The organism is Turicimonas muris (assembly GCF_002221595.1).
Classification (GTDB): domain Bacteria; phylum Pseudomonadota; class Gammaproteobacteria; order Burkholderiales; family Burkholderiaceae_F; genus Turicimonas; species Turicimonas muris.
Genome location: NZ_NHMP01000008.1, coordinates 26,934 through 47,975 on the forward strand (window position 1 = coordinate 26,934; position 21,042 = coordinate 47,975).

The 21,042-nt window shown below is 45.5% G+C and carries 19 protein-coding genes and 1 tRNA gene; 6 read left to right on the plus strand and 14 right to left on the minus strand.

Annotated elements, in window-relative coordinates:
* Positions 1 to 136: 136 nt before the first annotated feature.
* Positions 137 to 745 (plus strand): TlpA family protein disulfide reductase, encoded by a 609-nt coding sequence (locus tag ADH67_RS10655; RefSeq protein ID WP_066594078.1) that lies wholly within the window; start codon positions 137 to 139, stop codon positions 743 to 745.
* On the opposite strand, the gene lnt is transcribed toward ADH67_RS10655, so the two are convergent.
* From lnt to ADH67_RS10695, 8 genes are all read right to left on the minus strand, one after another.
* The gene (gene lnt, locus ADH67_RS10660; RefSeq protein ID WP_066594079.1) at positions 723 to 2,276 is read right to left on the minus strand and encodes an apolipoprotein N-acyltransferase; all 1,554 of its coding nucleotides are present in this window, start codon (positions 2,274 to 2,276) and stop codon (positions 723 to 725) included. The two genes, ADH67_RS10655 and lnt, sit on opposite strands and share 23 nt — an antisense overlap.
* A complete protein-coding gene (locus ADH67_RS10665) occupies positions 2,260 to 3,153 on the minus strand; it encodes an HlyC/CorC family transporter (protein WP_066594080.1) in 894 nt (297 codons plus the stop codon). Before ADH67_RS10665 ends, lnt begins: the two co-directional genes overlap by 17 nt.
* A 67-nt stretch (positions 3,154 to 3,220) precedes the next feature.
* The gene (ybeY, locus tag ADH67_RS10670; RefSeq protein WP_066595908.1) at positions 3,221 to 3,688 is read right to left on the minus strand and encodes an rRNA maturation RNase YbeY; all 468 of its coding nucleotides are present in this window, start codon (positions 3,686 to 3,688) and stop codon (positions 3,221 to 3,223) included.
* The gene (locus ADH67_RS10675; protein ID WP_066594082.1) at positions 3,669 to 4,676 is read right to left on the minus strand and encodes a PhoH family protein; all 1,008 of its coding nucleotides are present in this window, start codon (positions 4,674 to 4,676) and stop codon (positions 3,669 to 3,671) included. Before ADH67_RS10675 ends, ybeY begins: the two co-directional genes overlap by 20 nt.
* Complete coding sequence (gene miaB / locus ADH67_RS10680; protein WP_066594084.1) at positions 4,669 to 5,997, minus strand: tRNA (N6-isopentenyl adenosine(37)-C2)-methylthiotransferase MiaB; 1,329 nt, start codon at positions 5,995 to 5,997, stop codon at positions 4,669 to 4,671. The genes ADH67_RS10675 and miaB overlap by 8 nt, the downstream gene beginning before the upstream one ends.
* A gap of 55 nt (positions 5,998 to 6,052) precedes the next feature.
* Positions 6,053 to 6,859, minus strand: coding sequence for a symmetrical bis(5'-nucleosyl)-tetraphosphatase (locus ADH67_RS10685; RefSeq protein ID WP_066594086.1), 807 nt, complete (start codon positions 6,857 to 6,859; stop codon positions 6,053 to 6,055).
* Positions 6,860 to 7,022: 163 nt separating this feature from the next.
* Positions 7,023 to 7,616 (minus strand): TetR/AcrR family transcriptional regulator, encoded by a 594-nt coding sequence (locus ADH67_RS10690; protein ID WP_066594088.1) that lies wholly within the window; start codon positions 7,614 to 7,616, stop codon positions 7,023 to 7,025.
* 118 nt (positions 7,617 to 7,734) lie between these two features.
* Complete coding sequence (locus ADH67_RS10695; RefSeq protein ID WP_066594090.1) at positions 7,735 to 9,501, minus strand: flavocytochrome c; 1,767 nt, start codon at positions 9,499 to 9,501, stop codon at positions 7,735 to 7,737.
* A gap of 276 nt (positions 9,502 to 9,777) precedes the next feature.
* On the opposite strand from ADH67_RS10695, the gene ADH67_RS10700 reads away from it, so the two are divergent.
* Positions 9,778 to 11,418, plus strand: a complete 1,641-nt coding sequence (locus ADH67_RS10700) for an HAL/PAL/TAL family ammonia-lyase (RefSeq protein ID WP_066594092.1) — start codon at positions 9,778 to 9,780, stop codon at positions 11,416 to 11,418.
* Positions 11,419 to 11,626: 208 nt separating this feature from the next.
* Here the strand turns inward: ADH67_RS10700 and ADH67_RS10705 are convergent.
* From ADH67_RS10705 to ADH67_RS10730, 6 genes are all read right to left on the minus strand, one after another.
* Positions 11,627 to 11,703: transfer RNA gene (locus ADH67_RS10705), tRNA-Met, on the minus strand.
* 91 nt (positions 11,704 to 11,794) lie between these two features.
* A complete protein-coding gene (gene thiD / locus ADH67_RS10710) occupies positions 11,795 to 12,616 on the minus strand; it encodes a bifunctional hydroxymethylpyrimidine kinase/phosphomethylpyrimidine kinase (RefSeq protein ID WP_066594096.1) in 822 nt (273 codons plus the stop codon).
* A complete protein-coding gene (locus ADH67_RS10715) occupies positions 12,606 to 13,925 on the minus strand; it encodes a 3-deoxy-D-manno-octulosonic acid transferase (RefSeq protein WP_066594098.1) in 1,320 nt (439 codons plus the stop codon). Before ADH67_RS10715 ends, thiD begins: the two co-directional genes overlap by 11 nt.
* Positions 13,922 to 14,896: a lipopolysaccharide heptosyltransferase I gene (gene waaC, locus ADH67_RS10720; RefSeq protein WP_255202350.1), complete on the minus strand. Its 975-nt coding sequence runs from the start codon at positions 14,894 to 14,896 to the stop codon at positions 13,922 to 13,924. The genes ADH67_RS10715 and waaC overlap by 4 nt, the downstream gene beginning before the upstream one ends.
* A 37-nt stretch (positions 14,897 to 14,933) precedes the next feature.
* Positions 14,934 to 16,397: a glucose-6-phosphate isomerase gene (gene pgi, locus ADH67_RS10725; RefSeq protein WP_084081521.1), complete on the minus strand. Its 1,464-nt coding sequence runs from the start codon at positions 16,395 to 16,397 to the stop codon at positions 14,934 to 14,936.
* Positions 16,378 to 17,760, minus strand: coding sequence for a phosphomannomutase/phosphoglucomutase (locus ADH67_RS10730; RefSeq protein WP_066594100.1), 1,383 nt, complete (start codon positions 17,758 to 17,760; stop codon positions 16,378 to 16,380). The genes pgi and ADH67_RS10730 overlap by 20 nt, the downstream gene beginning before the upstream one ends.
* A gap of 219 nt (positions 17,761 to 17,979) precedes the next feature.
* On the opposite strand from ADH67_RS10730, the gene rfaE1 reads away from it, so the two are divergent.
* Genes rfaE1 through rfaE2 form a run of 4 tightly spaced genes read left to right on the plus strand, consistent with a single transcriptional unit; the run spans position 17,980 to position 21,034 of the window.
* The gene (gene rfaE1, locus ADH67_RS10735; protein ID WP_066594101.1) at positions 17,980 to 18,924 is read left to right on the plus strand and encodes a D-glycero-beta-D-manno-heptose-7-phosphate kinase; all 945 of its coding nucleotides are present in this window, start codon (positions 17,980 to 17,982) and stop codon (positions 18,922 to 18,924) included.
* Between the two features lie 19 nt (positions 18,925 to 18,943).
* A complete protein-coding gene (gene rfaD, locus ADH67_RS10740) occupies positions 18,944 to 19,939 on the plus strand; it encodes an ADP-glyceromanno-heptose 6-epimerase (protein WP_066594102.1) in 996 nt (331 codons plus the stop codon).
* A gap of 7 nt (positions 19,940 to 19,946) precedes the next feature.
* Positions 19,947 to 20,528 carry a D-glycero-beta-D-manno-heptose 1,7-bisphosphate 7-phosphatase gene (gene gmhB / locus ADH67_RS10745; RefSeq protein ID WP_066594104.1) on the plus strand — a complete coding sequence of 194 codons (582 nt, stop codon included), beginning with the start codon at positions 19,947 to 19,949 and terminating at the stop codon, positions 20,526 to 20,528.
* A complete protein-coding gene (rfaE2, locus tag ADH67_RS10750) occupies positions 20,525 to 21,034 on the plus strand; it encodes a D-glycero-beta-D-manno-heptose 1-phosphate adenylyltransferase (protein ID WP_066594106.1) in 510 nt (169 codons plus the stop codon). Before gmhB ends, rfaE2 begins: the two co-directional genes overlap by 4 nt.
* The last annotated feature ends 8 nt before the right edge of the window (positions 21,035 to 21,042 follow it).

A 21,042-nucleotide genomic window follows, 5' to 3' on the forward strand; every position in this document is an offset into this window, starting at 1 on the left:
AATCGGAATCCGCAAAATTCTAACTTTTTACTCTTGGCTAACGACTTTTTAATTTATTTTCAAATTTTTTTGGCTCATCAGCCCCATTCTCTCCCCATAATATGAGTAACTTAGTTTGCAGAAAAAGAGAGATTTTGTGAAAACAAAAATTTTAACTTGCCTCCTCAGCTTAGGATTAACAATCGCACTTCCTACAGCCTCCTGGGCAGATTCTTCAGCCAAAGAAACCGTTACCGTAGACATTCAGGTTCCTGCAGCGTTGCGCGGGTTCGTACCCTTACATAACCCGGTTGCAATGCCGAAGGTAAGACTTTTTACCAAAGATGGAGAAGAGGTCGACTTAAATAAATATCATGGCAAAGTTCTGATCCTAAATCTTTGGGCATCATGGTGTATGCCATGCATTCAAGAAATTCCGGCATTAGCCAAGATGCAAAAGAAACTTGAAGGATCCAATGTAATGATCATGGGTGTTAACCTTGAACAGACGACCAATCAAGTTCTGAAATTCCTTGAGAAGAAGAAGTACGAAGGATTTCAAACCTGGCTGGATCCAACTGTGTCTGTCCCGTCCGCCCTGCCTATAAGCGGTATTCCCACAAACCTTATCCTCAATGGAAACGGAGAAATCATCGCAATGGTTGCTGGTTATGCCCAGTGGGATGCCCCCGAAGTTGCAAAGTTTCTCAAAGAACTAGAGAAAAAGTACAGCAAACCTTCTTCTAGTGCTGAGAAGAAGCTTTAGGCTTGCGGCACCAAGACAGTCCGATTCCTGCTACCAATGATAAAAGCATAACAAGAACCGAGGGCAGATCGCCTAAACTCGCATAGGGCGTTGGCTTCCCGATTGCCGCTGTGACGGCCACATCAAGTTTTCCGGGCACCATGAACGGTAAACGAGCAATGATCTGCCCTTTTTCATTAATAGCTGCCGTCGCCCCCGTATTAGTGGCACGTACAATCGGACGGGCAAACTCTTTAGCTCTCATTCGAGAAATACTCAAGTGCTGAGGCAAAGCTGCGGAATCGCCGAACCAGCCGAGGTTAGATAGATTAATCAAAATACCCGGGGCCTCGCCTTTGCTCCACCACTGTCTGATAGTCTCGCTGAATAAATCTTCATAACACAGGGTTGGAGCCACACTGACCTGATCTACGACCGTAAAGGGTTCTTGAGAAACGTTTCCTTCCTTAAGGTTTGCCATTGGAATACCCAGCATATCGATGAACCAACGAAAACCGAAAGGTACATACTCTCCGAACGGAACCAAATGTTTTTTAAAATAGAAGCCGAACTTGCTGCCCTTTTCAATCAAAATTGCGGTGTTGGCATAGCCGCCTTCCGGAGAACGGATAAACGCGCCCAATATCAAAGGATTGCCTTTTTCCTCCGTTACTTTTGTCAGCTCTTTAAGCATTTTTGTAGGGAGCTTGTCAAAAGGAATCGGGAAAATAGTCTCAGGCAGAACAATCACGGCATCCTTTTTAAGGCCCGGAGCACTCATCTCTTCGGTATATCTTGCGAAAGACTGTTCCGTCCCCATCGGAGAAAATTTTTCGTTCTGCGCAATCCCGCCTTGAATCAAACGGAAATTGACAGTTTCTCCCGGCTCGCTCCAAGTCTTTTCTTTCAAAAGAAAAGCCGAACCCAGAAGAGCAAGGAAAGCGACAGCAACTAAATTAGCCGTCCAGATATCCCGTCTTTTCATAGAAAGAACGAAAAGACAGATAAGTCCCGCTGTCAGTGCTGCAAGATAATTAATGCCGGTTGCGCCAATTACGGGAGCAAAAACACTAAGAGGTCCTTCGATGTGAGCGTAAGCACCAGCTGCCCAAGGGAAACCGGAAAGAACCCATGTGCGCAGCCACTCTGTTAAAGCCCAAGCTGCAGGCGCAATCAACAGGAAGAAAACCCAATTTTTTCTGCTGCGATCCCTTAAGCCCAAACCTGAGAGCAGCCCGGCTGCCGCAGGAAAAATTGCCAGCAAAGAAGCAAAAGCCACAACCGCGATTACCGCAACCCATGCAGGTTGGTAGCCGTAGTCATGAATAGAAAAATAAATCCAGTAAACGGAGGAGCTAAACCAACCTAGTCCAAATAAAAATCCAAGAAAGGTGCTCCGAGCAACTGAGGAGGAATACAAAAAAAGAAAGCAGATTCCGGCCAAGCTCAGAAGTTGAATTAAAGCCCAGTGCGGTGCGATAGAGAAACCTTGCGCCGCACCTAGGACAAGCGCAAATCCGCAGATTTCAAGAAAATTAATCTTTCGAGTCATTTTGTTCGGTTGGAGCTTCAGAAACCTTCTCAGGCTTCGGCCCCTCAACCTTTTCAACTAAAAGCATCTGAACCTTTCGGGCCACCGCTTTCGTAACTTTGAAACGATATCCTCCGATAATCACGACTTCTCCCACATGCGGAACATGTTCTAGCTCATCAGAAATTAAGCCTCCGACAGTTTCGTAGTGATCATCGGAGAAGTGTGTCTCAAAATGTCTGTTGAACTCTTCAATATGCGTAGAAGCTTTAACACGCCACTTCCCGGGAGATATTTGAATGATATCGTTGGCAGTTTGATCGACATCAAACTCGTCATCAATTTCTCCAACGATCTCTTCGAGTACATCTTCAATCGTGATAAGACCGGACACTGAACCGAACTCATCCACGACCAAAGCTAAATGGTTTCTTTTCAGACGAAATTCTTTAAGAAGGATATCAACCGGCTTGCTCTCCGGAATAAAAACCGGAGTGCGAAGATGCTCGGACACCTTGTAATTAGGATCTACGAAAAGTTTCAGAAGATCTTTCGCAAGCAGAATCCCGACCACGTTGTCTCTATCTCCGTCAACGACAGGAAAACGAGAGTGACCGGCTGCGATGACCTGCTTAATCCAGTTCATCGGGTCATCGGAAATATCGATAACCTGCATCTCGGTACGGGGGACCATGAGATCGTCAGCTCTCAGATCGGCTACCTCCAGCACCCCTTCGATCATATGGAAAGCGTCATCGGTTAAGATTTTCTTTCCGTGAGCGTCTTGGAGTTTTTCAATAAATTCTTCTTTGGTCTCAGGATGTTCGTGAAATAGTTTTTCAGAAAGCTTCTCAAAAAAAGAACGGGGTTTTTGAACAGGTGCCGGGTTGTCTGACATATTTTTTAACTTTTGAACACAATAGCTCGATGATATAGGAAATCCTATTGTTTTTTCGAAGCAAAAACTATACGTAGTTCCTATCGGGATACGGAGGTTTGAAACCCAAATCCATCACGATTTCGGTTTCTTTGCGCTCCATCACTTCGGCCTCTTCGTCATTCATATGATCGTAGCCCAAGGCGTGGAGAGCCCCATGGACAAGCAAATGAGCTAAATGTTCCTCCAATGTTTTGTTCTGGTCCAAGGCTTCTTTTCTAAGCACAGGAACACATACAACCAGGTCAGCTTCCACGACAGGTTCTCTAACATAATCAAAAGTCAGAATGTTGGTCGCGTAATCTTTTTTACGGTAGCTGTTATTGAGTTCTCTTCCTTCTTCTTCATCAACGAATCGAACCGTCACCATAGAGTCTGAAGCCAAAGCTTTCTTCAGCCATCTCACCATTTTCGAGCGAGAAGGCAAGTCCTCAAACTTTGAAAGCTGCTGAAAAGAAAAATTAAAAACGGGAGTTTTAGTCTCTTTTTTCACCATTTTTTTGTGCTCTGTCATATGCCTCTACAATCCTTGCAACCAAAGGATGACGTACTACATCAGCCGCCGTAAAGTAGGTGATGGAAATGCCGCGGACATCTCTCAAGATATTTGCCGCATCCATCAATCCGCTTCTCTGGCCTCTCGGCAAGTCAATCTGAGAGGAGTCGCCGGTAATTACCGCCCGGGATCCGAAGCCTATTCTCGTCAGAAACATCTTCATCTGTTCCGGAGTTGTGTTTTGAGCTTCATCCAGAATTACAAATGAAGAGTTGAGAGTTCTCCCTCTCATGTAGGCCAAAGGAGCAATCTCAATATTTTGCCGTTCAAGCAAGCGCTGAGTCTTTTCTGTTCCCAATAAATCAAAGAGTGCATCGTACAAAGGACGAAGATAAGGATCGACCTTCTGTGAAAGATCTCCCGGGAGGAAACCGAGTTTTTCACCGGCTTCGACAGCCGGACGAGTCAGCACGATTCTTTCAACTTCTCCCTTTTCAAACGCATCGACGGCAGCGGCGACAGCTAGATAAGTCTTCCCCGTCCCGGCCGGCCCGATACCGAAAGAAATATCATGACTCATGATATTTCTGATGTAGGCCCTTTGCATCGGTGTACGCCCTGTCAAACCCTTGCGCCTTGTACGAAGCTCAGGAGTCGGTTCTTCCGTAATCTCTTCTTCGAGACTTGTCTTAGAACCGACAAAGTAAAGCTGAATGTCCTCAGTGCCTAAATCGCCGGCTTTATTCTGAGCCGCTTTTGCTAAATCGGAAATAGCCTGTACGCCTTTCCTTGCCGCTTCCAACGGACCTGCCACAGTAAAGACAGAGCCGCGCCGAGAAATGTCGACATTGAGGAAAGTTTCAATCTGAGCAATATTAGTGTCCATCGGACCGACCAAACTTGCCAGATCGCTATTGTTAATGTCTAAAGAAACAGAAAGCTTTTTTAAATCTTCTTTTGATTTGGTTTCTGCTTTGCTTTTATTCATGGATCTCACCACCTAATGTATGCGGATATACATCAGTTATTTTGAGACTTATCATTTTACCGATTAAGCTCTCGTCCCCATTAAAGGTAACAATTCTATTGTTATCGGTCCGCGCACTAAGCATATTTTCTCCGCGCTTGGCCTTACCAACCACAAGCACTCTCTGAATGCTACCCACCATGGATTGCGAAATTTCTTGAGCATGTTTGGTATTCAATGCCTGAAGTCTCTGCAATCTCTCAAGTTTAACTTCCTGCGGAGTGTCATCGGGCATCTCTGCAGCCGGAGTTCCCGGGCGCGGAGAATAGACGAAGGAGAAACTGGCATCGAACTTCACGTCCTCAATCAGTTTCATTGTTTTTTCGAAATCTTCCGCAGTTTCGTTTGGAAAGCCCACGATGAAGTCTGTAGCAATACAGATATCCGGCCGGATCTGGCGGAGTTTTCTGACGATAGATTTGTACTCGAGAACGGTATAGCCGCGCTTCATACCTGCCAGAACTCTGTCGCTTCCTGCCTGAACCGGCAAGTGAACGTGATTGGCAAGTTTAGGAATCTTTCCATAGGCTTCGATCAGTCTCTTAGAGAATTCTTTCGGGTGAGAGGTGGTATAACGGATACGTTCAATCCCTTCAATTTCCGCAACGTATTCGAGAAGAAGAGCAAAATCAACAAGTTCACCGTCAGGATCTTCTCCGCGGTAGGCATTGACATTCTGACCGAGAAGAGTAACTTCTTTAACGCCTTGTTCGGCAAGCTGAATAATTTCAAGCAGAACATCTTGCAGCGGACGGGAGAATTCTTCTCCGCGTGTATAGGGCACAACACAGTAAGAACAGTATTTGCTGCAGCCTTCCATAATGGAAACGAATGCAGTTGCCGCATCGGCGTGAGGTTTAGGAAGATGGTCAAACTTCTCAATCTCAGGGAAGCTGATATCTACCTGAGGACGGTTAGTTTCCTGGCGTTTTTTGAGCAACTCAGGAAGTCTGTGGTAGGTCTGCGGCCCAAATACGATATCAACGTACGGGGCTCTGCGAATAATATTTTTGCCCTCTTGACTGGCAACACAACCCCCGACGGCAATTTTCAGCTCGGGCTTTTCTTTTTTCAGTTCTCTTGCTCGGCCTAAATCAGAGAAAACCTTCTCTTGAGCTTTTTCTCGGATGGAGCAAGTGTTAAATACGATTAAATCTGCCTCTTCGATGTTATCGGTTGGCTGGTAGCCGGCGTTGGAGACAGCAATGTCAGAGATTTTGCCGGAATCATATTCATTCATCTGGCAACCGAAGGTCTTAATAAAAATTTTCTTCGCGTTCACGGTTTATATCCGGTGGCTAATAAGAGACGTCAAAGAAAGCAGGACGCCGATTCTGCTAAAAAGGTGCTACATATAAAGGTGCTTTGACTTGGAAAATCTCCTCAGGATTTTCTAAATTTCTTGCCGTTAAAGCACCGCCCCAAAGACAACCCGTATCTAAGGGATAAATGTTGGGCCATTCTATCAAGCCTAAAGTTGACCAATGGCCAAAGGTTACTTTGTCCTCGGCTGTTTTTCTATCGGGATACTTGAACCAAGGAATCAGTTCCGATGACGTTTCTGCCGGAGAAAGCTTAGCGTCATAATCCATCTCGCCGTTTGCGGTGAGAAAACGAGTGCGGGTAAGAACATTAATAATCGCCCGTAATCTTTTGAATCCTTCAAGCTCTTTACTCCATTGAGTCTTGCCGAAAAGCTCTCCCATATTTTCCTGCCAACTATCAGAGCGCAGATAATTTTCCACTTCATGAGCCAGTTTTAGGGTCTTCTTCTTGTTCCATTTCCAATGACAGGCTGCATGGACACAAAGCACATCTTCTACATCCAGAGCCATCGGCCAAGTTCTGATCCAGTCCATTAATTCTTTTCCGTCCGGAGCATCGAAAATTTCCTTAATGGTATCTTTTCGGTGAAGCTCTCTTTTACCGGCATAAACGGCCAGCATATGCAGCTCATGATTGCCTAGAATGCTGACCGCACGTTCTCCCAGCCCCTGAATGATTCTCAAGGTTTCTAACGACTGAGGGCCGCGGTTGACTACGTCACCGATAAAAACAATATTGCCGTCCGAAGGGAGTTTGGCAAGAAGCTCTTTCAGACTTTGTGCGCAGCCATGCACATCGCCGATAGCGTAGGTACTCATAAATGTCTTACGATTTTTCCTCAAAATAATTCGGAGCCTCAAGGTCTGAAATTCTGACCTTTTCGGCTCCTAAAATAGCTTTTTTCAAGCTAACTATGCTAACAAAAAATTATTTCTGTTTTGTTTCAAAGAACTAGTGGTTTCAAATACCTACAGTTTTAAGTTATTTTGCCGCACTCTTTTTGGTTTTTACTTTAGACGGCATCAAGGAAGTCACCATAAAATTCCATGCCTCTCTTTTCATTTTGGGAGAAACAAGATCGACTCCGAATTTGTGAGTATAGAAAAATCCTTCCAGCGCCATAATCCCAATGAGAAGCGCGGTTTGTTTTTCCTTAGGTGCTTGCTCAATTCTCTCAAAAAGTTTTTGGTACCACTCTTTGACCGGCTTCATTAGCTCTTCATCTTTACAATATTCAGACAGCAGAGAAGTACCGACGGCGGCCCAACCGTGATTGTCTAGATTGAAACTTCTAAACCACTGGATATAACCGGAAAGTAAAGTATCAGAAGGCTCACCCTCAAATAGTTCTTCATGTTTATTGAGCTGCTCATCAAGGTGATGGACGTAGTTCTCTAAAAGAGCCGTCTGAAGTTCTCTTTTACTTTTGAAGTGGTAAGTGCATGCGCCTTTGCTGAGCCCGGCCTTCTTGGCCACGTTATCCATGGTCAGTGCACTAATGCCTTCGGAAGCTACAAGAGCATTTGCCGCTTCGATAATAGATTGTCTGGTCCGCAGAGCCTTATCACTTGCCATTTTGAAATTCCTTCAAAGTTTTTCACGGTCTCCCACAGGAAGATACTTTATCTCATGAGATAAAAAAGAGAGAGCTTCGAGCCCTCCCTTTTAGTAAAGATCCTTATGGAACTTTTTATTACTTAGCTGCCTGGGCTGCTGCTTGACCGGCAATTCGCCCGAAAACGATGATATCGGTGTAAGCATTACCGCCTAAACGGTTAGTACCGTGAGTAACACCTGTAACTTCACCGGCTGCCCAAAGACCAGGGATGACTTTACCGTCAGCTGTCAAAGCTTGGGCCTTTTCATTGATTCGGATCCCGCCCATTGTGTGGTGAGTAGAAGGAACTGCCTTGATAACATAGTACTTACCTTGGCTCATATCCATCAGACCGCTTCTGTGATTGAAGTCCTTATCATTGCCTTTGCCTGTCATGGTGTTAACTCTATCAATTGTCTTAACAAGCTGGTCGTACGGCATCTTTGTAAAGTCAGCGATGCACTTCAAATCTTCACAAGTCTTCATGATGCCTTGTTTTGTAAAGGCTTCGTATTCGTTAGTGTGGGTCTTAACAGTGTTGGAAATCTTACCGATATTGTCGTTCCAGAGCACCCAGCAATAGCCTCCCGGCTGTTTCAAGATAGCATGAGAAAGAACGTCACGGCGGTCAAGTTCTTCAACGAAGCGCTTAGCATCCTGATTCAGCATCAAAGCACCGTCAAAGCGTGCATCTGCGATCAATTCAATCACACCGGAAATCGGGTCGCAAATAGGATAAGTTTGGATATATCCCATGTTAACCAACTGGGCACCGGCTTTTTCAGCCATATAAAGAGCTTCTCCTGTTGATCCGGGCGCATCCGTAGTCTTGAAGCGTTCATCAATCTTCGGATTGTATTTTTTAACCATTTGGGCATTAGCACCGAAGCCGCCGGTAGCTAAGACAACACCACCCTTAGCATTAAATGTGTATTCCTGACCGTTCATCTCAGCCTTAACGCCGACAACTCTGCCTTCTGCGTTTTTGATGAGATCAACCATCTTCATATTAGTAATTACAGGAATACCGAGTTCTTCTGCCTTGTGCATGAACTTAGAAATGAATTCCGTTCCTGTATGGCCTTCAGGAATCAATGCGCGTTTGCGGCTGTGGCCGCCGAAGAAGAAAAGATTGTCGGGCTCGAAATTAACACCGATGTAATCCTTACACCACTTAGCAGCATCAAGAGCATTATGTGTCATGACGTTGATAACCTTCATATCGCCCTTCTTATCGCCGCCTTTAAAGGTATCTTGAGCATGAAGCTCAGGAGAGTCGTCATTGATGCCGAGTTTTGGCTGAACCCAGTTCTTTGCCACGTTCATTTCAGCACCGGAAATAAGGGAGTTTCCACCGACAGCCGGCATTTTTTCCAAAAGAACTACGTTGGCACCTGCGTTCTTAGCGGTAATAGCGGCAGAGAAACCTGCACCGCCTGCACCGACTACCACAACGTCGTAGTTATTAACTTTAGGCAATGCCTTTTCTACTTTCTTGATAGCTTTCTTATCACCTTTAGACAACTTAATACCAGCATTCTTAGCGGCATCTTCAACAGCCTGTTTCAAGCCTTTAGAAGAGAAAGTAGCACCCGAAATGTCATCTAAATCAGTGGAGTTAGAAGCGATAATGTCAGAGCGAAGATCTTTGTAAACCTTCTGAGCAAGAACCGGGTTTTCCTTTTCTTTTAAAACCTTAATGTCTTGGATTTTGCCGTTATCAAAGGTGACGGCAACGGTAACGTCTCCATGTTTACCTACGCCTGTTCCTTCAGTTGTGACCGGGGCGGCAAAAGCTTGGAAAGAAACTGTACCGAATACTAAAGCAGTAGCTGCTGCAAGAATAGTGGATTTGTAGTTCATACGAAGCTCTCAATTTGTGAGTGAATTGTGACAAAACGAATTATATTTAAAAACCGACTGTTCGGTATATTTTATTTTTAGCGTAGTAAGTAAAAACACTTATTTTGTATCATAACTAATTCATTATCTTTTTGTTTTTAAAAGTTTTATTTTATAAGCTGGTACTTTTACTAATGGGGATATGTTGCTTAAAAACAAACCGACTAGTTGGTTTTTATTTTATGATTTTCACATCAAATTTTTTCCTCAATCCTCATTCACTCAAGGAACAGTACAATGCAACTACGTAAATTGGCTTTTTCTCTTGGTTTGGTTTTTATGTCCTCCGCCTCTCTCGCTGCCGTTACTTTGACCGGTTCTTCTCTTACGCAGGATCAAGCTTGGTCTGTCGCAAACGGAGAAGAGGTCAAAATTGATTCCAAAGCAATGAAGCATCTGACAGACTCCTTCAATCTCGTTAATGAAGCCGCGAGACAAGGTGCTGAAATTTACGGCTTAACAGTTGGAGTGGGCCTTAACAAAGATCATCATCTTTTTGACGCTAAAGGCGAACTTACAGAAGAAGCTAAGCAAGCCAGCACGGAATTCAACAGAAACATTCTTCGCTCTCATTCCGTCGGTTTCGGTCCTGCCTTAAATCCGAAGTTAGTCAGACTTTCGATGGTTATTCGATTAAATACATTGCTGACCGGAAGAGCCGGTGTTCAGCCGTATGTTGCAGAGCTTTATGCAGCTTTTCTGAACAAAGGCATTACACCGGTAGTTCCGGCGCGCGGTTCCATTGGAGACGCTGACATCACGCTTGCCTCTCATATCGGCGCAACCATGATGGGTGAATGGAAAGTGATTGTCGACGGAAAAGAACTTCCAGCCGCCGAGGCGTTAAAGAATGCTCAGATCCGACCCTTGGTACCGCAAGGCAAAGACGGATTAGGCATTCTCTCCAACAATTCCATCGGTATGGCTTTAACCATGAATGCCGTTAAGACGTTACGCCAAGTCGTTAAAGTTACACCAACCGTTTTCGGCCTGACATTGGAAGGAATGAACGGCAATGTTGCTCCTTTCCTTGTCCAATCCGTAAGCTCCCATCCGTTGCCCGGACTTCAAGAAGCCGCTCAGGATTTCAGAGCAGCTTTGAAAGGTTCTTACCTTTGGGACAAAAACTCCAAGCGCAATTTACAGGATCCTCTCAGCTTCCGCACTACTGTCTATACCTACTCAGAAGCACTCAAATCCTTAAAAGAGCTCGATGAGCTGATTGATGTTCAGATCAATTCGTCAGATGACAATCCGGGAGTAATTTTGAACGCCTCTCCGGAGGATTCAGAATCCTCACAAGTCGCACAATATTTCGTGGAAGGAAATGGTCTCAAAGGCGCAATTATTCCTTCTGCAAATTTTGAACCGCTTCCAATTGCAATTGCAGCTCAAAAAAGCGCAATTGCTCTCGGACATCTTGCTCATAACTGCATGCAGAGAACCATTCGTCTTGACGAAGATCGTTTCTCCGGACTTCCGCGTTACTTAACGGCGAAGACAAATCAGAACGGCCATAATTTCGGTGCGACCGAAGACACCATGGTTTCGATCTATGCAGAAAACGTTGATTTAGCAAATCCAGTATCTCTCGACGGAGCTCCGGTTGAAGGCAATATTGAAGACTCGGCCTCTAATCTTCCTAGAGTTGCAGAAAGACTTAACCGTTCGGCCGAAAACATGTTGGCTCTGTATTCAATGGAACTTCTGCATGCTGCACAAGCTGTTGACTTACGCAAAGAGCAGCAAGAGGTTAAGCTAGCTCCGGCGACCCAGAAGTTATATGACGCATATAGAAGCAAAGTTCCTTTCGTAGAAAAGGACAGAATCTTCTCCGGCAATCTGGCTGACGGAATTGAACTTCTATCCAACTACTAATACTTGCTTGAATCGATAAATTCTCCTCGGCACCGAGACCGCTACTTCATAGCGGTCTTTTGCATTTCCAAAATTGCAGAAATCAAAAAGAAATTCTGATTCCAGATATTGAAAATATTATTTTGTACGCTAATTAAATTGAGGTTGAGATAAGTATTTGGAAAACGAAAAACCCGCAATCCAATATTTTGAACTGCGGGCGGTATCTTGGTGGCGAATCAGGGACTTGAACCCCGGACACAAGGATTATGATTCCTCTGCTCTAACCAACTGAGCTAATTCGCCAGAGACGTAAATATTACAGGAACACTTTTATTTATGCAAGCCTTTTTTGATTCTTCTAATTTTGTAAGTGTAAATTTATGTAACCTTCTATCTATTTCCAGTACTTATAAAAGTGTTTAATCGGACCGTGACCGTGGCCGACCTCTAGATCATCAGATCCTTCAATGGCTTTATCCATAAATTTTTTAGCTTTTTTCATTGCGGTTTTTACGGTCTTCGTTTGAGGAAGAAGAGCCGCGATAGCCGATGACAAAGCACAGCCGGTGCCATGAGTATTCTTTGTGGCAATCCGTTTGGAAGAAAACTTAGTGAACTTTTTACCGTCAAATAAGAAGTCTTCAGCTGTCTTGGTATTCTCACGGTGCCCTCCTTTCAAGAAAACGTAGCCGTGAGAGCCTTTCAGTTTCCACAATAAGCGGCAGGCTTCTTCCATCTTTTCATCGGAATCTATTTCTCCTTTCCAGCCCAACAAAATCTGAGCTTCAGGCAGATTAGGAGTGATCACTGTAGAAATCGGAAGGAGATATTCGCGCAAAGCCGCAATGGCTTCTTGCTGAAGTAAAGGATCTCCGCTCTTAGCAACCATCACCGGATCTAGAACAATGTAATGAGGATTCCATTTTTCTAAGCCTTCGGCTACGGTTTTAATAAGCTCAGAATCGAAAAGCATTCCAATTTTGACGGAATCGATTGCAACATCTTCAAAGAGAGTATCAATCTGTTTTGCAACCATGTCCACCGGAATAGGAAATACCGCCGTTACACCAACGGTGTTTTGTGCAGTCAGAGCCGTAACAACTCCGCAGGCATAAGCTCTCTGCGCACTGATAGTTTTAATATCAGCCAAAATCCCAGCACCTCCCGAGGGATCAACTCCTGCTATTGATACTACATTCGGGCACTTACTCTTCATCTCCTTCACCTCCGCTTAAAATTTCGTCAATAACTGCCATCGTTTTCTTAGTAGCGCCTCTTTTCTTTTCAGAAAATAAAAGTGCTTGTTTAGACAAGGCTTCTCGTTTTGCCTTGTCTTCTAATAACTCTTCAACAGCCCTCATGGCGTCGTCTTCATCTTTGACCTGAAGAAGCGCACCCTCGTTTTTCCCTTCTTCAATGGCTGTCTGGAAATTAAATATGCTCGGACCCACAATAAGAGGCACCCCAATGCCGCACGGTTCGATAACGCTTTGAGACCCATATGGTCCGAAACTGCCCCCCATTACGGCAACATCGGCCAGTGCATAGTAGAAATTCATCTCGCCCATGCTGTCTCCAAGGATAACTTGCGGACCATTTGCACCGAAAACCGTCCTCCAATCACGGAGATTACTTCTCTTTGCAACCGTTAGTCCATGATCTTCAATGAGTTTTCTGACCTGCTCGAACCTCTGGGGATGCCGCGGAACGATTAACCACAAGGGTTTAGGACCTGAGCCGTCTTTTTCCTGTTTTTCTATAAGCTTCACAAACCTTTCCTCTTCCCCTTCCCTGGTACTGGCAAATAAAACCAGTGGCCTTTGCAAAAGCTTACGCAGCTCGATTGCAGTTCGAAGCTGAGGAAGATTAGGCGTGAAATCAAACTTTAAATTGCCGAGAACCACGACAGGATCGCAGCCGGCTTCTCTAAGACGCTCAGCATCGGCTTCGGACTGAGCCAGCGTAATATCTAAGCGCTGCATGGCCGGCTTAATTAAGGCACGAACCTTCTTTCCCTTTTTCAGCGATCTTTCCGAAAGCCGTGCGTTGGCTAAAATTAAAGGAATGCCTTTTTTCTTTGCATAAAAAGTCAAATTAGGCCAGACTTCGGTCTCTATCATGATGATAAGAGAGGGCCTAACTTGCTGAAGGAATCTTTTCACTGCAAACGGGGTGTCATACGGCAAATAACTTTGAGTGATTCTGTCTCCATAGCGGCGGGCAATCTTCTCTCCGACTTCTCGGCCGGTAGGCGTCATGTGCGTATAGATAATATCGACTTGCGGCCATTTCTTTAAAATGGCTTCCACAAGAGTTTCCGTAGCTCTTGTTTCTCCGACCGATACTGCGTGGATCATAATTCTCACACGCAAACTCTTTGGTTTGGGATAAGAAGCCAATCCAAATCTTTCTGACCAATGCTGCTTATATTCCGGCTGTTTTCTTGCCCTCTTAAGAAGATATAACATCGCCAATGGACAAGCAGCGTACAAAAGGCTGCTGTAGATAGGCCTTATCGGATTCATGAGAGAACCTCTTTAACAGCGTCATAGACTTCTTTAACTTCAGGACAGGCGTCCACACCGCCCAAAGCACATTTTTTACCCTCGCCCATCAAAGGCACTAACTCGATCGGATAGTCTCTGAAAATGCCGACTGTAGGAAGCCCCATTGCGGATCCCAGATGAGTCATTCCGGTATCTACCCCGACCACAAGCTCGCAGGTTGCCGTAAATTTCATTAACTCTCCAATTTTCATCCGAGCAAGAACAAATGCATCCTGACCGATTGCATTTTTAATTTTTTCTACGCGTTCTTTTTCTTCAGGGCTTGCCCAAGCAAAAAAAACCTTCCATCCCTCATCGGTCAGCAGTCTTCCGAGTTCAATCCAGTAGTTTTCGGGCCAAAGCTTCGTTTTGCGGCTCGTATTCACAAAGAAAATCGCCTGCTTGTTTTCAACCTTCTCTGATGAGAATAAGAAATCGAAAACCGGTGCCGTATCCGGCAGAACATAATCAAGGGCTTGAGCAGTTAACTGCCGGCATCTTTCAACGGCCGAGAGCTTCTTGGAAACCGGGTAAGTCTTATCGTACATCCAAGAAGCGACCGGTTCCTTAATCGAGGCTCTATCGTACCCAGCTATCGGAGACTTCGCGAGTTTTCCAACTGCCGCACTTTTGATTAAACCTTGCAGATCAATGACAAGATCATATTTCTTTTCCTGAAGTCTCTTTTTTAAGGCTTGGATTTCTTCTCGAGTTTGTTTGGAGAAAATAGACCTTCTCCATTTCCTCACGTTGCAAATAATGGTCTCATCGACAAGGGGCGTATGACGGACAATATCTGCAAACGGCTCTTCTACAAGCCAATCTATCCTCACTCCGCGGATATTTTTTCGGATATCCGCCAATACGGGAAGAGCATGGACTACGTCTCCCATTGAGGAGGTCTTTACGATCAATATATTCAAGGGACGCCTTTTGTAAAAAAAATGCACTCCCGCCTTTTTAAACGAGAATGCATCAATATTACGCTTACTGCTCTTCGTTCATGATGTCGCGGGCAAGCCGTTTACCCAACTCGACTCCGGGCTGATCGAACGGATTGATGCCGAACAAGTTGCCGAGCATCGTAGTCTTGTGTTCGTACATAGCCATTAAAGCTCCTAAGGAGTATGGGCTGATGTCCCTAACTCGAATGACGTTGACCGTGTTCATGGCCAAAGAATCATCGTCTTCGGTCACTAAAACATTGGCCTGAGCCTTGGCATTAGCCAAAAGAAAGTCATGATGAACGGTAAGGCTGTGAGCAGGTCTGTCCGCCCAAAGAATGTCGATAGCCGTTCTGGCAACGCCCTGTCTCAGACATTGGAAGAATGTGTGCTGGGCATCATTGCCTAAACCGCCCCAAACAATACGGCCTGTAGGGAAAAAGGTCAGTTCTCCGTTTGTTAGACGGCTCTTGCCCAAACTTTCCATCTGGAGCTGCTGAAGCCATTGAATCATGTGGCGCAGACGGTGCTCATAAGGAAGGAAGCATAAGGTCCCGGCATTTAACGCAATAGAGTTCCAGATACTGAGTAAAGCCAAAGTTAAAGGCAGGTTCTTTTCAGGTTCGCTTTCAATGGAATGCATATCCATTTGATGCGCACCGCGAAGGAATTCATCAAAGTGTGTCGGACCTAAAGCAATCATCAGCGGCAGGCCTGTTGCGCTCCAAACAGAGAAGCGTCCGCCGACCCAATCCCAGATAGGGAAACGTCTTGCGCAAGGCACCCCGATTTTTTCTCCGGCTTTTTCATTGGAAGAGACAACCACAAAGTGCTTGCAAAGTTCTTCCCCTTCAATACCCTGCTGAATAAACCAGTTGCGGATGGTTTCAGCGTTCAGCAAAGTTTCAGCCGTACCGAAACTCTTACTGGAAACAATAACCAAAGTAGTGCTGGCTGACAGCTTAGAGAGAAGATTGACCAGCACCCAGCCGTCAACGTTACTTACCCAATGAACAGCAATTGAGGAAGTGTTCATGTCCTGGCAGGCATCGTAGACAAAGTGTGGCCCTGCGAAGGACCCGCCGATACCGACATTAATGACATCGGTAATTCTTTGTCCTGTAGTGCCTCTCCATAAACCTTGACGGATTTCATAAGCGAATTTGCGCATCTCATCAAGATTCTTGCGGACGGCTTCAGCCTGCGGCAGAGAAGACTCCGGATCTCTTAGAAGAGTATGGAGAGCGGCGCGTTTTTCTGAAGAATTAACTTGCTTACCTTGCATCATATTGCGATGACGCTCAACCAGATGAACGTCTTCCGCAATACGGTATAAATGCTTTAATTCTTCTTCATTTAAGCGCTGGCGGGAAATGTCGACCTTTACCCCGCAGGCTTCCAACGTATGGTCGCCGCCGAGAAGCTTGGGAGGATTTTTCTCGTATTCGTCACTGTAAGCTGAAATTTCGGCCAATCCGGCCTGGGTCTTAGAAAGGAATTCTGGCATTCGGTTCTACTCTCAAAATCTCGTCTTTAAATCTCTGCTGGATTCTCTTAAGGGCGTCTTCGCTGTCTGCTTCAAAGCGCAAAACAACGACGGGAGTGGTATTAGAAGGACGGGCTAAGGCAAATCCATCATCCCACTCAACTCTGATGCCGTCGATGGTAATGATATCTTTGGCATCCTCAAACTTAGCATTTTGCTTAATTTTTTCGACCAATTCGAAATTTTCTCCTTCAGCTGTCGGAATCTGTAATTCCGGTGTGCTAACAGCATTAGGCAGATTCTTCAGCGGCTCATTTGCATCGGCAAAGCGAGTCAGAATTTCAATCATGCGGGTACCGGCATAGACTCCGTCATCAAATCCGGGCCAACGATCATGGAAGAAAATATGTCCGCTCATTTCACCGGCGAAATCCGCATTGACCTCTTTCATCTTTGCTTTAATCAAGGAGTGTCCGGTGCGGGACATCACGGCTTTACCGCCTCTGGACTCAACGAACGGCTTGATGTTTCTTGTGCACTTGACGTCGTAAACAATAGTGGCACCCGGACGCTTGGAGAGAATATCGCCTGCAAAAAGCATTGCCTGACGATCCGGATAAATAATTTCGCCGTCTTTAGTTACCACGCCCAGACGATCGCCGTCGCCGTCAAAAGCCAAACCAACTTCGGAGTCGCCTTCTTTAAGAGCCTTGATCAAATCTTGCAAATTAGCCGGTTTGGAAGGATCCGGATGGTGGTTAGGGAAATTGCCGTCAACATTGGTGTAGAGCTCTTCAACTTCCGCACCCAGTGTTTTGAATAAAGCTGCCGCAGTCGGGCCGGCAATGCCGTTGCCTGCGTCAATGACTATTTTAATAGGACGGGAGAACTTCACATCATCGGTGATGGACTTCATGTAGGCCGGGAGCACGTCGACTTTTTCGTAGCTTCCTTTTTCTTCTGCTGTATAGAGTATGTCTGCCACAATAGCCTTGTAGAGATCCTGAATAGTTTCTCCGTACAAAGTTTCGCCGGCTAGCATCATCTTCAGTCCGTTATAGTCGGGAGGATTGTGGCTGCCGGTAACAGCAACGCCGCTTCCTGTTTTTAAATAGACCGTACTGAAATAAAGGACGGGTGTAGGAACTGCGCCGATATCATAGACACCAATGCCCGCTTCTCGAATGCCGCGCATCAAAGCACATTGAAGTCTAGGCCCGCTCAAGCGTCCGTCTCTTCCTACGCAAATGTGGCTGACCCCCTTTTCTCTTGCTTTTGTTCCGAGGGCTTGGCCAACTAAAAAACAAACATCCTCAGTTAAAGTTTTATCAACAATGCCTCGAATATCGTAGGCCTTAAATATGGATTGTGAGATCACTGTCATCAACCCGTCCTCCTAATACTTACTTCGCGTCATTTTAATGATTTGCAGACAATTTAGAAACATTTAGCTCGAGAAGAGCCCAAAGAAGGAGGCGGTTTGCTGAAATTATGTTAAAAATCACAAAATTCTGTGACATTTTTCTCGGGCGAAAAAAACTATCTTATTTTTGTGTTGGAGCGTGTAAGCGTAAAATCAATCCAACTTAGAAGGTCCGAAAATATGGAATTAGAAAATATTAATAAGAAAGCAATCGAAGCGGCATCCATCCTTGTGGTTGGAGATGCAATGTTGGACCGTTATTGGTTCGGAGATGCATCCCGCATCTCTCCTGAAGCCCCCGTTCCCGTTGTTAAGGTAACAAGAAGAGAAGATCGTCTCGGCGGTGCGGCTAACGTAGCAAGAAACTCGGCCAGCCTCGGTTCGCTTACTTCCTTATTAGCCGTCATCGGAGATGATGAAGCGGGCAACGTATTGATGGAGCTTTTGGAAAAAAGCAACGTCCGTCCGTGTCTCTATAAAGATCCCAACACTACAACCACGGTGAAGCTCAGAATCCTCGCCCGAAATCAACAGATGCTGCGGACTGATTTCGAGTCACAGGTTCAGGGATTAGCTCTCGACATGCACGAGTCTCGTTTCGCTTCTCTGCTTCCGGATCATGACGCCGTTATCTTGTCTGACTACGGGAAAGGCGGCCTCGACAGAATCGCAAAAATCATTGCTCAAGGAAGAACCTTCGGAAAACCAATTCTCATTGATCCGAAAGGCGATGATTACTCGTGCTACAAATATGCAACCTGCATCACTCCTAACAGAAGTGAACTTGCCCAGGTTGTCGGACAATGGCGTGATGAAGAAGACTTGCAAAACCGAGCTCAAAACTTGAGAGAAGAACTCAAACTCGAAAAACTTCTGCTGACTAGAAGTGAAGAAGGAATGACGCTCTTTGACGAAGACGGCAGCTGGAGCGTTCCGGCCCAGGCTAGGGAAGTTTTTGATGTATCAGGTGCAGGCGATACCGTTATTTCAGTTCTCGGCGTGATGCTTGCCGCCGGGTACGACTGGCGCACTGCAGTCACCGTTTCCAACAGAGCCGGCAGTATTGTTGTTGGAAAATTAGGAACTGCTACCGTCACCTTCGAAGAATTATTTGGCAAACAATAATTAACTAAAGGAATTAATCATGAGTTTTATTGTTACAGGGGCAGCCGGTTTTATCGGCGCCAACATTGTCCGAGGACTCAACCAGCGCGGCATTACCGATATTCTTGCCGTAGACAACCTGACTAAGTCCGACAAGTTCACTAACTTAGCCGATACCGTAATCGCCGACTATTTGGACAAGAGAGTCTTTATTGACTTGGTCAAAAAAGGCGAAATCACCGCTCCTGAAGCCATTTTCCACCAAGGCGCCTGCTCCGATACCATGGAGTTAGACGGCCATTACATGATGGAAAATAATTACCGCTACACCTTGGAATTGTTTAACTGGTGTCAGGCTAAGAAGATCCCGTTCTTCTATGCTTCTTCGGCTGCAACTTATGGTGCATCGTCCGTGTTCGTAGAAGATGTAGCCTATGAAAAACCGCTAAACGTTTACGGCTACTCCAAGTACCTCTTCGACCAAGTTCTTCGCAGAGAAATGCAGAAAGGCCTAACAGCCCCGGTTGCAGGTCTTCGTTACTTCAATGTATACGGCCGTATGGAACAGCACAAAGGCCGTATGGCTTCCGTTGCTTTCCATCAATACCACCAATTCAGAAAGGACGGTAAAGTCAAACTGTTCGAAGGCTGTCTCGGCTATGCCAACGGCGACCAGAAACGCGACTTCGTCTATATTGACGACGTCATAGACGTCAATATGTTCTGCTTAGACAAATCCATCACCGGCATTTACAACTGCGGAACGGGACATGCTCAACCTTTCAATGACGTTGCATTGACCGTCGTCAATACTTTGAGAGAACAAGAAGGCAAAGAGGCCTTAACCTTAGAAGATGCTGTCGCCCATGACTTCATCGAATACATTCCGTTCCCTCAAGCTCTTGTCGGGAAATATCAGGCCTTTACTCAAGCCGATTTAACTCATTTGAGAGCCGCAGGCTATGACAAGCCCTTTAAGACCGTTCAAGAAGGCACAAAAGCCTATATGCTTGAGCTTCTTAAGAAGTATCCATAAACGGCCGATGGTTTATAAATTTCTATTCTCCAGAAAAGCGCCAGCCCCGATCAAAGCTGCATTTCTTGATCGGGACGGTGTAATCAACATTGATTACGCCTATGTCAGCAAAAAAGAGCATTTTGATTTTGTTGAAGGCGCATTAGAGGGCATTCGGGTGTTAGTCGAAAAAGGATATGCACCCGTGCTCATTACCAATCAAAGCGGTATCGGACGAGGGAAATATACCGTTTTTGAATTCAAAAAATTATGCTGCTGGCTTGAAGGGGTATTAGCTAAGCAAAACACTCCCTTACTGGCAGTTTATTTTTGTCCTCACCATCCGGAAAAGGCTTTTGCTCCTTATCTGCAAGAGTGCAGCTGCCGAAAGCCGGCGCCCGGTATGCTTCTGGCAGCTCAAGAAGATCTCAACATCAACATGACTCAGAGCATCTTTATCGGAGACAAAAACAGCGACATGACCGCCGCGATGCGCGCAGACATACCGACACGCATCTTAGTGCAAAGCGACGGCTTTAAACCTTTTGACAAGCAGGATTGCTGCACCCAAACCGCTAAAAATCTTTTAGAGGCCGCTGAACAATTATGACCACTCACCTTCCTCCCCCAAGCTTTGAACAAAAAATTACGATGATGGAAAACTTGGCTGAAGCGGTAGGCAAGCTTCCTAAACCCGTCGTTCTTACCAACGGCGTTTTCGACATCCTGCACCGAGGCCATGTTACTTATCTTGCCCAAGCTAAATCATTAGGAAAAAGCCTTGTGGTTGCGGTCAACAGCGACAAATCCGTCAAAATGCTTGGCAAGGGAGACGACAGACCAATTAATACGGAAGCAGATCGAGCTGCTGTTCTTGCCGCCCTCGAAAGTGTTGATTTAGTGGTTATATTCCCGGATAAAGTTCCGCTGGAAGCTGTTCGTCAGGCCAAACCAGACATTTATGTAAAAGGTGGCGACTATAAGATTGAAGATCTTCCCGAAGCTGAAATTGTCCATTCTTACGGCGGAGAGGTTGTAACGGTCGCCTTTGAACATGACAGAAGCACCACAAAGTTATTAAAGAAAGTTCGTCAGACTTCCGCGGAAGCAAAGTAGACGAGCTT

Coding starts and splice junctions, on each gene's coding strand:
- lnt (WP_066594079.1), bottom strand. CDS start 2,276: ATGACTCGAAAGATTAATTTTCTTGAAATCTGCGGATTTGCGCTTGTC.
- ADH67_RS10665 (WP_066594080.1), bottom strand. CDS start 3,153: ATGTCAGACAACCCGGCACCTGTTCAAAAACCCCGTTCTTTTTTTGAG.
- ybeY (WP_066595908.1), bottom strand. CDS start 3,688: ATGGTGAAAAAAGAGACTAAAACTCCCGTTTTTAATTTTTCTTTTCAG.
- ADH67_RS10675 (WP_066594082.1), bottom strand. CDS start 4,676: ATGAATAAAAGCAAAGCAGAAACCAAATCAAAAGAAGATTTAAAAAAG.
- ADH67_RS10685 (WP_066594086.1), bottom strand. CDS start 6,859: ATGAGTACCTACGCTATCGGCGATGTGCATGGCTGCGCACAAAGTCTG.
- ADH67_RS10690 (WP_066594088.1), bottom strand. CDS start 7,616: ATGGCAAGTGATAAGGCTCTGCGGACCAGACAATCTATTATCGAAGCG.
- ADH67_RS10695 (WP_066594090.1), bottom strand. CDS start 9,501: ATGAACTACAAATCCACTATTCTTGCAGCAGCTACTGCTTTAGTATTC.
- ADH67_RS10700 (WP_066594092.1), top strand. CDS start 9,778: ATGCAACTACGTAAATTGGCTTTTTCTCTTGGTTTGGTTTTTATGTCC.
- thiD (WP_066594096.1), bottom strand. CDS start 12,616: ATGAAGAGTAAGTGCCCGAATGTAGTATCAATAGCAGGAGTTGATCCC.
- ADH67_RS10715 (WP_066594098.1), bottom strand. CDS start 13,925: ATGAATCCGATAAGGCCTATCTACAGCAGCCTTTTGTACGCTGCTTGT.
- pgi (WP_084081521.1), bottom strand. CDS start 16,397: ATGCCAGAATTCCTTTCTAAGACCCAGGCCGGATTGGCCGAAATTTCA.
- ADH67_RS10730 (WP_066594100.1), bottom strand. CDS start 17,760: ATGACAGTGATCTCACAATCCATATTTAAGGCCTACGATATTCGAGGC.
- rfaE1 (WP_066594101.1), top strand. CDS start 17,980: ATGGAATTAGAAAATATTAATAAGAAAGCAATCGAAGCGGCATCCATC.
- rfaD (WP_066594102.1), top strand. CDS start 18,944: ATGAGTTTTATTGTTACAGGGGCAGCCGGTTTTATCGGCGCCAACATT.
- gmhB (WP_066594104.1), top strand. CDS start 19,947: ATGGTTTATAAATTTCTATTCTCCAGAAAAGCGCCAGCCCCGATCAAA.
- rfaE2 (WP_066594106.1), top strand. CDS start 20,525: ATGACCACTCACCTTCCTCCCCCAAGCTTTGAACAAAAAATTACGATG.